Source organism: Alteromonas oceanisediminis (genome assembly GCF_018474025.1).
Taxonomy (GTDB): domain Bacteria; phylum Pseudomonadota; class Gammaproteobacteria; order Enterobacterales; family Alteromonadaceae; genus Alteromonas_E; species Alteromonas_E oceanisediminis.
The window spans coordinates 229,981-242,738 of the sequence record NZ_JAHCTA010000001.1; the positions used below are offsets into that span (position 1 = coordinate 229,981).

The 12,758-nt window shown below is 49.6% G+C and carries 10 protein-coding genes; 1 reads left to right on the forward strand and 9 read right to left on the reverse strand.

Features of this window, described 5'->3' with window-relative positions; translation table 11 throughout:
* Positions 1–19: 19 nt before the first annotated feature.
* Entirely contained in the window at positions 20–1,996 is a 1,977-nt protein-coding gene (locus KIU71_RS01105) for a cation:proton antiporter domain-containing protein (protein WP_390881752.1), read from the reverse strand.
* Between the two features lie 186 nt (positions 1,997–2,182).
* Between KIU71_RS01105 and KIU71_RS01110 the strand changes: the two genes are divergently transcribed.
* Positions 2,183–3,109: a GGDEF domain-containing protein gene (locus tag KIU71_RS01110; RefSeq protein ID WP_214129262.1), complete on the forward strand. Its 927-nt coding sequence runs from the start codon at positions 2,183–2,185 to the stop codon at positions 3,107–3,109.
* Between the two features lie 133 nt (positions 3,110–3,242).
* Here the strand turns inward: KIU71_RS01110 and tilS are convergent, their stop codons facing one another.
* The 8 genes from tilS to KIU71_RS01150 form a co-directional block, all read right to left on the reverse strand.
* On the reverse strand, positions 3,243–4,604 hold the full coding sequence (gene tilS, locus KIU71_RS01115; protein ID WP_214129265.1) for a tRNA lysidine(34) synthetase TilS: 1,362 nt from the start codon (positions 4,602–4,604) through the stop codon (positions 3,243–3,245).
* Positions 4,591–5,547, reverse strand: coding sequence for an acetyl-CoA carboxylase carboxyl transferase subunit alpha (gene accA, locus KIU71_RS01120; RefSeq protein WP_214129267.1), 957 nt, complete (start codon positions 5,545–5,547; stop codon positions 4,591–4,593). The genes tilS and accA overlap by 14 nt, the downstream gene beginning before the upstream one ends.
* 44 nt (positions 5,548–5,591) lie before the next feature.
* Positions 5,592–9,011, reverse strand: coding sequence for a DNA polymerase III subunit alpha (gene dnaE, locus KIU71_RS01125; RefSeq protein WP_390881765.1), 3,420 nt, complete (start codon positions 9,009–9,011; stop codon positions 5,592–5,594).
* Positions 9,012–9,071: 60 nt separating this feature from the next.
* Entirely contained in the window at positions 9,072–9,662 is a 591-nt protein-coding gene (gene rnhB / locus KIU71_RS01130) for a ribonuclease HII (protein WP_214129274.1), read from the reverse strand.
* The gene (lpxB, locus tag KIU71_RS01135) at positions 9,656–10,810 is read right to left on the reverse strand and encodes a lipid-A-disaccharide synthase (RefSeq protein WP_214129276.1); all 1,155 of its coding nucleotides are present in this window, start codon (positions 10,808–10,810) and stop codon (positions 9,656–9,658) included. Before lpxB ends, rnhB begins: the two co-directional genes overlap by 7 nt.
* Positions 10,811–10,813: 3 nt before the next feature.
* The gene (gene lpxA, locus KIU71_RS01140; RefSeq protein ID WP_214129277.1) at positions 10,814–11,587 is read right to left on the reverse strand and encodes an acyl-ACP--UDP-N-acetylglucosamine O-acyltransferase; all 774 of its coding nucleotides are present in this window, start codon (positions 11,585–11,587) and stop codon (positions 10,814–10,816) included.
* Positions 11,588–12,034 carry a 3-hydroxyacyl-ACP dehydratase FabZ gene (fabZ, locus tag KIU71_RS01145; RefSeq protein ID WP_214129278.1) on the reverse strand — a complete coding sequence of 149 codons (447 nt, stop codon included), beginning with the start codon at positions 12,032–12,034 and terminating at the stop codon, positions 11,588–11,590.
* A gap of 150 nt (positions 12,035–12,184) precedes the next feature.
* Positions 12,185–12,700 (reverse strand): OmpH family outer membrane protein, encoded by a 516-nt coding sequence (locus KIU71_RS01150; RefSeq protein ID WP_214129279.1) that lies wholly within the window; start codon positions 12,698–12,700, stop codon positions 12,185–12,187.
* Positions 12,701–12,758: the final 58 nt, after the last annotated feature.

The following is a 12,758-nucleotide window of genomic DNA, read 5'->3' on the forward strand; positions in this document are numbered from 1 at the left end:
CCTATAAAAACTTAGGGGCTTAATGACCCTCGAGTATGTGGCGTTCCGCACGCTCCACTCGGCGGGGTTTACCGGAGATGACCAACACATCTCCTGCTTCAATGATGTGTTCTGGTTGTGGATCCTCGACTTCTTGTTGATGTCGTCTAAGCCCTTTCAGTGTGACACGGCTGCGCGCCAAATCTAATTGCGCGAGCGTTTTACCGACAGCGTACGCTCGCGTGCTCACGATAACGGCGTGAATAAACTCAAGTTTATCCTGCGTATCATGGTTTATTTCGGTGGTCTCGCCGGGGTAAAACCCGTGCATGTGATCGTAACGACCTTTGCGTTCGGCCCTAACGCGCTTCAAAATTCTCGACATGGGAACGCCCGAGTAATGCATTACTTGCGAAATGAGCATGAGACTTCCTTCCTGTAATTCAGGCACTACCTGAGTTGCGCCGGCGCTGTATAGGTCATCCAGTTGTTTATCCTTGCGCGCTCGCACGATGATGTCTAATGCAGGCTGCATCTGCTTCGCTACACCGATGACTTTTGCGGCCTTATCGGGCTGATCAAACGTAATCAACATGAGTTTTGCATTGTGCGTCGCGGCACTACGCAAAATATCTTTTTGCGCTGCATCACCAAAAAGGATCGATTCGCCGGCGCCCCGGCTCTCTTGCACACGGATTGGGTCATAGTCGATGACGACAAACTGAATCCCTTCAAGCTTTAACATACGAACTGCCGATTGACCCACTCGGCCAAATCCGACCAGCACCACGTGGCCCACCATGGATGAAGTATCGCAGTTTTGTGCATGATTAGCGCTCAGGTGACTCACCAGATTGCGCTGGCTCAGTTGACTGGCGATCTGCTGACTTCGGCTGATTAAAAACGGTGTGCACGCCATGCTGAGGATACCCACGCTGAGCAGCAGCGATGACTCCCTTGGATCCAGTACCCCATAGGTCACTGCCAGCGCTGCTAATACAAAACTAAATTCGCCCATTTGACAGAGCTTGATCGCCGCAGCCCAGCTATCACTTGACGCAAACCCGCAAATGAACGCCGCCGCCTGCATTAAAAGCACCTTGGCGAGCATCAGGATCAGCGTCATGAGTATGATCCAGTGTAGTTGTGTCGCCAAAATATCAAGCTTCAACTGCATACCAACCGTTGCGAAGAACAGGCCCATGAGAATGTCTCGGAACGGACGAATATCGGCTTCTAACTGATATCGATATTGGCTTTCACTTAACATCATTCCCGCTAAGAATGCCCCTAAAGCCATTGATAGGCCAAAAGCGTAAGTGAACCCGGCAGCCATGAGAGCGACCACGATAGTGGTGAGTACAAAAAGCTCATCGGTACGGGCACTGGCGACCTCTCTAAAGACATGCGGCAACAGCCATTTCCCCGCGGCTAGCAATACAGTGACGACGATAACCCCCTTGAACAGCGCGACGCCCATCGCCACAATCAATGACGTTTCGACATCACTGGCCATCAAAGGGATAGCAATTAAAAACGGTACGACTGCCAAATCTTGAAACAGCAACACGCTGATAGCCATTTGCGTGCGTTGGTTTTGCAATATACCCATTTCAGACACCTGCTTGATCACGATGGCGGTGGATGACAACGCGGCAATACCACCGATAACGATGGCAGCATTCATACTCATGCCGACGAAATAGGCGAGAAAGCCGAATGCGACGGCAGTCAGCAACACTTGTCCCGTGCCGACACCAAATACCATGTGTCGCATGGCAACGAGCTTGGGTAACGAAAATTCAAGACCGAGGGAAAAGAGTAGAAATACGATGCCTATTTCAGCCAGAAGGTGCATTTGTTCAGGGTGAGCAAAAAGATTCATCAACTCAGGCCCAGCAACAACGCCTGCGACCAGATAAGCCAGAATTGGCGGCAACCCCAAGCGTTTGAACGACCATACCAGCCCCACCGCAATCGCCATTAATCCGATAACTTGAACTAACATCGTATTCACAAACAAAGACTCCGGTAACGTGTCGCAATATCGCTCGGGGAATCACTCTGGCGCTATTTTTGCTTAAATCGGTAAAAGTGATTAGGAACGGCAGATCCAGCCGGTTTTGGTCAAAAAAGTGTCACTTTGAGAATAGGGCAATTCGCGTTAATTCACAAATTAAACGCCGCCAGTAAGGAGCAAACTTTGGATTACTTATCTACTTCAGAACCTATTGCTGATGTCAGCGGCTTTGCGACTCGCGGTCTGTCGCACAGCGACGCGATAAGTTTCGGCCAACCGATGATTAATCCTGCCGAGTATAATGCGTTTTTAAGCTTGATGCTGTCGACCATTGATGTGGAAGAATTAAGCCAGAATTATTATCAGTACCTTGCCGGAAAGCTACCGTTGAAGGGGCTAACTTTTGCCGCAGAAGACAGGCAGTTTGTTAGCGGCAGTCATGCTTCACGTGAACATATAGTCTCATTGCAAACAACGGCTGCATCGGCGCATAAGCCGCCTCTGGCTCACACGATTCATTATCATTTTCAGCGATTGATCACGTTGCGCGAACAGCACTTGTTGCACGAGTTGCACACGCACTTTTGTGTGCCACTGTTGCATGCGCTCTCGTACCGCAAGCTTCAGCTTCAAGCCACGCGTGACGCTTTAACCGGTTTAGGCAATCGCGCCGAGTTTGAACAACAGTTATTGCGCTTTTTCAGCCAAGCTCAACGTCACGATATTCCGTTTGGTTTACTGGTGATTGATTTAGACAATTTTAAACAACTCAATGACCAGCAAGGTCATCTTGAAGGTGATAAAGCACTTATCCGCGTTGCCAATCAGTTACAGTTAATATTGCGCGACGAAGATATCGCCTTTCGTTTTGGCGGCGACGAATTCTGTTGTTTACTGAATAGTGTGTCGATTGAGCAACTAGAATCTGTCGCGCAACGCATTCGTGCGGGTATTGCTGCAGAGTCCGTGTTGTTATCGCAGGGTATCACTGCAAGCATTGGTGGCACACTTGCGATCCCCGACGAAAGCGGTGCCAGCTTGTTTGAACGTGCTGATACAGCGGTTTATCAGGTGAAGGCAGATGCTAAAAATAACGTGGTGATCCTATAACGCGTTTTGCTACCCACGGTCCGAATTTTGGTGCGTTGAATGCGTGTAGCGCTTCGCAGGCATGTGACGTAACGTAGGGCTGCCCTGGTAATGCACACCCTGTGTCAGCTTAGCCACTACTATCCAGTGCCAGTTACGCGACCACAACTTTAATGTCAGTATCCAAAATCAACGCCTGCAACCTGTCGTTATGCCAGACACCCACAATGTTTGCGCGATGCCAAGGGGCAATATCCCACTCTTTGAAGAATCGGTGTAAGCCTCTGGGCGGTTGGCTCGCGTTGAATCTCACACTGAACTGAGACAATTCGTTCCTCAGTTGCAGGCTTTTTTGACCCTCGACATGAGGTAGCACTACGCTACGTTGAATGCTCCCATTAGTTAAGGTAAGTTCCGCCCCTTTTGCTGTTACATGCAGCGTTAGCGTTTTGATTAGGCCTACCGCTGTTTGCAAGTGCACAGGCTCCTCAGCCACAAGCTCACTGGCTAGCAATCCTGGTGTATACCCATTGGGTAACGCATATACCGTGTCGCCATGCACTCGTATTTCGTGCTCTGCCCAGCAAACCACGGGGGAGGCATCGTGACGGCTGTGCAGTGCCGCACGTAAAGTCTGCATCACCACATGGCTAGGCATCGACATATCCAAATCACTCAGCCAATGCCTGAGTAATTCAGCACTGACTTCTGGCGTTTGTGCGCGTACAGCTGATTTGACTAAGGTATATCGGCCACTACGAACGGCGGTTAACGTCGCATTCAGCAAGGTAGTCAGTGCCGTTTGCTGTTGCGCACACAGCGATGCACTGCGCGCTATCGCATTTTGCATACCCGGCCACCGGTCATGCCAATGGGCTGCCATCGTGTCGATCACCTTGTGACGCAAAAAATTGCGGTCGAAACCCATGTCGTCATTCGACTCATCGTCAACCCAATCCAGCTTGTTCTGAATGGCGTAAGACTGCAGTTTTGTTTTGGCGTGCCCGAGCAAGGGTCGAACAATCGCAATCACAGAGCCGCCTTGGCGGCGCTCAGTGTGCGTTGCCATAGCGGCTAAGCCGCTGGGACCACTGCCTCGCAATAGGCGCAGGAGAACGGTTTCCACCTGATCATCTAGATGATGAGCGAGTAATAACGTGCTGTTGCTTGGGATGGTGTCAAAAAAAGCCGCGTATCGCGCGTCACGGGCAGCCGCTTCAAGACTGTGCCGCGGCTGGTGATTAACCGTGACTGAACAAAGGTGACAGTGAACATCGTAACGCCGGGAAGCGGCTTTCACGCACTGTTCCCAGAATTTAGCGTTACCGCTGAGGCCATGGTTTACATGGACAATGTGGATCTCAGGCGCATGCTCCTGACGACGCTGCCAAGTGACGACCAGGTCGAGCAGCACCATACTATCAAGACCACCGGAACAGCCGATGTAGAGGCACGATTGTTGACAGTGCTCATCCAACAATCGTTCCGTCAGTTCAACCCAATCAGCAGTAGCCAAAGGACATTAGACGCTCATAGCGCTGTTCCAACAAATCCTCAGTGCTGAGCGACTGCAACTGTGACAACTGCTGTTTGATGGTGGCTTTCAAATTGGCAGCCGCACTGTCCATATCGCGATGCGCTCCACCCAGTGGCTCGTCAATTATCGTGTTAATTAAACCTAACTCGTGAATTTGCTGGGCGCTTACGCCCATAGCTTCTGCCGCGATTGGCGCCTTTTCGGCACTCTTCCACAAAATGGACGCGCATCCTTCAGGTGAAATGACCGAATAGGTGCTGTATTGCATCATGTTGACTCTGTCGCCCACACCAATAGCCAATGCCCCGCCAGAACCGCCTTCACCAATCACTGTGCAAATCACGGGGACAGTGAGTTCGGCCATTTCTTTAAGATTCCGGGCAATGGCTTCGCTTTGCCCTCGCTCTTCAGCGCCGACCCCAGGATAGGCCCCAGGCGTATCAATGAAGGTAATGATAGGAAGATTGAATCGCTCAGCCAATTTCATTAAACGCAGCGCTTTACGGTAACCTTCTGGTTTTGGCATACCAAAGTTACGACGGATTTTTTCTTTCGTGTCGCGGCCTTTTTGGTGGCCAATGACCATCAGGGGCTGACCATCGAGTTCTGCTAAGCCCCCTACAATCGCTTTATCATCTGCATAGGTCCTGTCACCAGCCAATTCCTGAAACTCACTCAGGATACGTTGCACATAATCGAACGTGTAGGGCCGATTGGGGTGACGTGCAAGCTGTGATATTTGCCATGCCCCCAAGTTTGAGAAAATCTTTTTGGTAAGCTCAACGTTTTTCTCTTGCAGACGGGTAATTTCTTCTTCGATGCTTACATCGAACTCCCCGTCTTGATTCACTAAGCGCAACTCTTTTATTTTTGCTTCTAGCTCAGCAATCGGCTGCTCAAAATCTAGAAAATGAGAATTCATTCAATGTCCTATTTGTACCGCTTTCATGTAAGTTGCCATTGCGCCTAGCGAAACGCCATTGATACCTTCTGAGCACCCAAACACTGTTTTAAGTCGTGCAACAGCTGGTCTTCTGGCGTGACATACCAATCCGCCCCGCTCGCCAAGGTCAATTCAACGTCAGGATGAGTGACCTTGAATTGCAGTGGACAACTCCCACCACGATATTCATTTATAATGTTTTGAAGTGTAGACACTGTGTTTACATTACACCAATCTGCGCCAATGTGCAGTGAAATAGCGCTTAAATTAGTTTCTCGTGCCGCAACAATGTCCATCACATCTCTGGCGGTAATTGTATTGCCACCCGCGTATTCATCAAAGCTGACCTGTCCTTTAACCAGCAAAATTTTGTCAGCGACCAGCATCGACTCATACTGCTCATAGGCGTCTGGGAAAAATCGGACATCCATACGCGCACTTTTATCGTCTAGCGTAACGATTGCCCAGCGTTTGCCTTTCTTGTTCGTCATCACACGCACACCCAGCACCAGTCCTACAGCCGATGCCATCACGTCACGGCCCGTGGGTTTCAAATCAACCAGACGACCATCTGTATAGTGTGCAAGTTCTTCAATATACTGGTTTATCGGGTGCCCTGTGAGATACAAGCCGAGCGTTTCTTTCTCGCCATCAAGCCAAACTTTCTCTGACCATTCTGGCACGTCAGCAAACGCTTGTTGAACATCATCCGGTTCTGAGTTCAATAACCCAAACATATCCGATTGACCAAAAGATTCTGCGCGCGCGTGCTGATCCGCCGCCGCTATCGCCTCCGGCAGAGACGCCATAATCGCTGCCCGATGCGGACCTAAATTATCCATCGCGCCAGATAGCACCAGTTTTTCTAAGACACGCCGGTTTACGCGCTTAATATCGACTTTGGCGCAAAAATCGAACAAGTCGCTAAAACTGCCATGGGTTTCCCGGGCGGCGATAATCGCATCAATTGGGCCTTCGCCAACGCCTTTAATGGCACCAATGCCATACACGATATGACCATCTGGATTTACCGTAAATTTGTATCGCCCACTGTTCAAATCAGGCGGAAGCAATGTCAGGCCCATACGAGCACACTCATCCACCAAAGTGACAATTTTATCGGTGTTGTCCATGTCGGCAGACATCACCGCCGCCATAAACTGCGCAGGATAGTGGGCTTTCAGCCAGAGCGTTTGATAAGACACCAACGCATAAGCCGCAGAGTGCGATTTATTAAATCCATAACCGGCAAATTTCTCTACCAGGTCAAAGATTTTCATCGCAAGATCAGGATCGATATTATTGTTCTTGGCACCCTCAGCGAATACCGCTCGTTGCTTCGCCATCTCTTCGGGTTTCTTTTTGCCCATTGCGCGGCGCAACAGATCGGCTCCACCCAGTGAATAGCCCGCCATTTCCTGAGCAATTTGCATTACCTGCTCTTGGTAAAGAATAATCCCATAGGTCGGTTCCAGTATGGGCTCCAGACATTCATGCTGGTAATCAGCATCGGGATACGAGATGGCTTCTCGGCCGTGCTTACGGTCAATGAAGTTATCCACCATACCCGATTGCAGTGGTCCGGGCCTGAACAATGCCACTAGTGCAATAATATCTTCAAACGTGTCAGGGCGAAGGCGTTTAATGAGATCTTTCATACCACGGGATTCAAGCTGAAAAACAGCCGTCGTTTCCGCGCGCTGAAGCATATCAAAACTGACTTTATCCACTAACGGAATCGCACTGATATCTATCACATCACCGTTAGCCTCCTTGATCATCTCAATGGCCCACTGAATGATGGTCAGAGTGCGTAATCCAAGAAAGTCAAACTTGACTAGGCCGGCTGTTTCAACATCATTTTTATCAAACTGCGTGACGGGATTATTGCCCTCGTCGTCGCAATAAAGTGGTGAAAAATCAGTAATTTTGGTCGGTGCAATCACAACACCACCCGCATGCTTACCCGCATTCCGAGTCACGCCTTCAAGAATGCGCGCCATGGCCATTAAGTCAGCCACCTCCTCATCAGCCTGCTCAAGCTCTGACAATCTCGGCTCAACTTCAAATGCTTTACCCAGTGTCATGCCAGGATCTGAGGGGATCAGCTTGCTGATGCGGTCAACAAAACCATAGGGATGCCCTAACACCCTGCCCACATCACGGACTACCGCTTTTGCGGCCATGGTGCCAAAGGTAATAATTTGCGACACCGCATCGCGGCCGTACATTTGCGCCACGTGGTCGATGACTTCATCGCGTCTGTCCATGCAAAAATCGACATCAAAGTCGGGCATGGATACACGCTCGGGATTCAAAAAGCGCTCAAATAGTAAGTCAAATTCCAGTGGATCTAAGTCGGTGATGTCCAGCGCATAGGCAACTAATGAACCGGCACCTGAACCACGCCCTGGCCCCACCGGAATGTCGTGATCTTTACTCCATTGAATAAACTCCATCACGATCAGAAAGTAGCCGGGAAAACCCATCTGGTTAATAACGGTCAGTTCAATGTCCAGCCGCTCATCGTATGCTGGCCGCTTTTTTTGCCGCACCTGTTCATCTGGAAACAAAAAGGCCAGACGCTTTTCCAAGCCTTCATGACTCACCTTAACCAGATAGTCGGCGTCCGACATGCCGCCCGTTGGAAACTTAGGCAAAAAGTATTCACCCAGTTTAACCACCACGTTACAACGCTTTGCTATCTCAACAGAATTGGCCAACGCCTCGGGAATATCGTCGAATAATGCGCACATTTCTTCACTGGAGCGTAAGTACTGTTGCGCGCTGTAGCGCTTTGGCCTGCGAGGATCGTCTAATGTATATCCATCATGTATCGCAACCCGAATTTCATGCGCGTCAAACCCCTCGGGAGACAAAAAGCACACTTCATTGGTTGCCACCACAGGCAGTTCAAAATGCGATGCAACCTGCACGGCGTGGTGGATATAGCTCTCTTCGCCCGCCCGACCTGTGCGGTTCAGTTCAATATAAAACTGGTCGGCGAAGTGGTGCTGGTAAAATTGAATAATTTGTTGAGTCAGCGCAGTATTCTTCTTCGCAATAGCGACACCCAAGTCACCCTGAACGCCACCCGAGAGCACAATAACGCCCTTGCAATGCTCAGCTAACCAGACTTGATCGACCACCGCACGACCCTGAACATAACCTCGTTTATAGGCTTCGGAAATCAACAGCGTGATATTCCGATAGCCATCCAAATCCATCGCAAGCAGCGTCAATCGGGTTAGCTGGTCCGTTACAAACTGGCTTTGCAACCATAAGTCGACACCGATAATGGGCTTGATACCGCGGCTGTGAGCTTCAGAATAAAACTTTACCAAACCACACATGTTCATCTGATCGGTAATCGCAATGGCCGGCATTTGAAGCGCTTTAGCCTGATCGAGTATCGGCTTGGTTTTGTTCAAACCATCCATCATGGAATAGTCACTGTGTACACGCAGGTGTACGAAATCGACGTTCACGTCATGGCTCATAAACTACTTGCTCACATGAATTGCGTTGGGATTTGCCTGAATAATGGATTGTACGGGTTTGAAGCTCATTCTGTAACAATCAAGTACACCTAAACGGGCGATGGCAGCAAAATGGGCCTTAGTGGGATAGCCTTTATGTTGATCAAATCCGTAGGCCGGAAACCGGTGATGAAGCGCCAGCATTTCTGCATCGCGCGTGACCTTAGCAAGAATGGATGCAGCCGAAATTTCAGCGTGCAGACTATCGCCTTTTACGACGGCCTCAGAGGGATAACTCCACTGCGGTAATCGGTTACCGTCTACTCGAACCCACTCGGGTTGAACGGCCAGTGACTCGACAGCGCGATGCATGGCGAGTAAGGATGCCTGCAGGATATTCATGTTGTCAATTTCGTGCGGTTCCGCCCGCCCGATGGCCCAGCTCAGGGCGTTTAATTTAATTTGTTCTGCCAGTGTATTGCGCTTCATTTCGGACAGCTTCTTAGAGTCCATCAACCCATCAATCGGCTTGTCGGGGTCGAGGATCACTGCCGCTGTCACCACAGCACCAACTAAAGGCCCACGCCCGACTTCATCGACACCCGCAATCAACATGTTACTAGCCCCAGTACGGCATCTGCTGCCTGAGAATCCGCGTTCAATTTCAGTGATTGGTGTATTTCAATGAAGCGTTGCTCAAGCTGTTGCCCTTTATCACCGAATAAGGGAATTAAGTGTGTCGCCAGCGTTTCTGCATTCACATCCTGTTGCAATAACTCAGTCACTAAGGGCGCATCCGCAAGCAAGTTCGGTAACGAGAAATACGCGGGCTTGTACAGATAGCTCATTAGAAAATGCGTCATTTTCGCCATTTTATAAGCCACCACCATGGGTCTTTTGCACAGCATCGCTTCTAGTGTGGCGGTACCGGATGCGATCAACACCGCATCGGCGGCAATCAAACACTCTCTCGATTGACCATCAATAACCTGAATAGCTAACGCGGAATCGCTGTATTGCCCGATAGTCGCTTCAATCTGCTCTCGGCGTGCCGCATTGGCCGCGGGGATTAGTACGGTTAACGCTGCTTCACCCTGCGTCAGTTTTGATGCTGCAATGGTGGCTGCTTGCAAAAAACTGTCGAGCAGTGCCGCGACTTCGCCACGTCGACTACCCGGCAATAGCGCCAGTACGGGTTGCTGCGTATCGAGTGAGAACTGTTCTCGCGCGTTTTTTTGGTCGGGATAAAGCGGAATAGTGTCGGCCAACGTATGGCCCACGAAACGATAGGGCACCTTGTACTGCGCATAGATAGGTGCCTCGAAAGGGAACAATCCTAAAACCAAATCTGTTGCCTCGGCAATTGTATGAATACGCTTCTCGCGCCATGCCCACACGGTAGGACTAACATAGTGGATCGTGGGAATTCCCCGTTGTTTAAGCACCTTTTCAATCCGCAAATTGAAATCAGGCGCATCAACACCGATAAACACATCGGGTTTATCGTCAGCAAAGTGCGTCAAAACGGCACGTTTGACGCCAACAAGCTCAGGCAATCGAGATAAAACTTCGACTAACCCCATCACAGACAGCGTTTCCATATCAACGATAGAGTGAAAACCAGCGGCCAGCATATGTTGGCCACCGATGCCACTGAATCGCACATTTGAATGTTTCGCCTGAATGGCACGAATAAGCCCTGCCGCCAACACATCACCCGATGGCTCGCCGGCGATGATGCCAATATGCAGTGGACGGCTCATCGTCTAACGAATGATCCCGCGCTCTGAGTTTTCAATAAAGTCCGCTAATAAAGCCACTTCGGTCGTGTCTACCGCCATTTGCTTGAGAATATCCACTGCCTGAGCTGCCGTATTCCCATCACGATAAATCACTTTATAGGCGCGTTTTATCTGCATGATCGCTTCTTTACTGAAGCCGCGTCGGCGCAGTCCTTCGGAGTTAATCCCTTGTGGGACATGCTTGGTCCCGCTGATCATGACGTAGGGTGGTATATCGCGCAGAATAATTCCGCCCCCCCCGGCGAAGCTATGGGAGCCCACTTTGCAAAATTGATGGATCGCGACCAGCCCACCCATGATCGCATGATTGCCCACTTCCACGTGGCCCGCAAGCGTCACATTGTTAGCGAAGATATTGTCGTCTCCGACAATACAATCGTGAGCGACATGCACATTAACCATCAGTAAATTGTGACTGCCGATTACCGTCACCTGTTTATCTTGCATCGTGCCGCGGTGAACCGTAACCGATTCTCTAAAGACGTTATTATCGCCAATTTCTAACCGTGTTGGTTCACCCGCGTACTTTTTGTCCTGACACGCTTCACCGATACTGGCGAATTGAAAGAAATGATTCCCGCGGCCAATTTTGGTTGGGCCCTTGATGACAACATGAGATTCAATAATACAATCATCACCAATTACCACGTCATGGCCAATGTAACTAAAGGGGCCGACCTTGACATTGCTGCCCAATGTGGCCGACGACTCGATAATGGCGGTTGAATGAACTGTCATTTACATTGCTCGCATTGCACACATGAATTCTGCAGCGCAAGCTTCCTCACCATCAACACTGCCAACGCCGCTGAACTTCCAGATCCCTCGGCGCTCTTTAACCAACTGAACATCGAAATCCAATCTATCTCCAGGAATAACTGGACGTTTAAAGCGCGCTTTATCAATACCCGCATAAAGGTATAACTGATCCGTATTCCCTTTCGTTTTAAAACCAAGAACACCAGCAGCCTGTGCCATCGCTTCCAGAATGAGAACCCCAGGAAATATGGGACGACCGGGGAAATGCCCAGTGAAACAAGGTTCATTAAACGTAATATTTTTATACGCCTTGATCGATTGACCTAGGGTGATATCGGTGACGCGATCAATCAACAAGAATGGATAGCGATGTGGCAGCAGATCCAAAATCTCTTGGATGTCGATTGGGTTCAATGAGTTGGCCAAGGTGCCTCCGTGTAACTCTCAAGCGCACGGGTGATGCGCAAGTGTAGCTAGTAAAAATGGTGCCAACCATACGCGCATTTGCGCCAAAAACAAATCAGACCAAACAACAATGTTATTTGGCCTGCATAATATATCAATGATACCGGTTTATTAATTCAGTTTACTGACCGAATCCAAAACCTGTGCAGACACGTCAAGGTCTGGCTTAGCAAACGACGCTGCATTTGCATTGAGTATCAAATCGTAGTTGCCCTGCGCTGCGACGTTGTCGATTGACTGTTTGATCAATCCCAGCAACTTGTTTCTTTCCTCGTTACTACGACGTTGAATGGTTTGCTGTAAAGGCTGACCCTTCGCCGTGTACTGCTCACGCGCGGTGATGATTTTCTGCTGAAGCTCATTTTTTTCAGCTTCACTCATCGTCGCAGCGTCACGCTGCAAACGCTCACTGAAAAACTGAACATCACGCTGCAACTGAGTCACTTCTTCAATCTGATCTTTAAACTCAGCATTAATTGACTCAGAAATCTCAGCCGCTTGCGGCATAGCCTGAAAAATTGCCTGAACGTCAACGATACCAATCTTCTGTTCCGCTACAGCGGGGGTTGCAATGACTGCTGTGCTTAACAAGGCAGTTGCTATCATATGTTTTGCAAATTGTTTCAACGGAAACTCCTTAAATTCACTTATTAACGGGATACTCTTAACAGCTTTCCCTATTTTA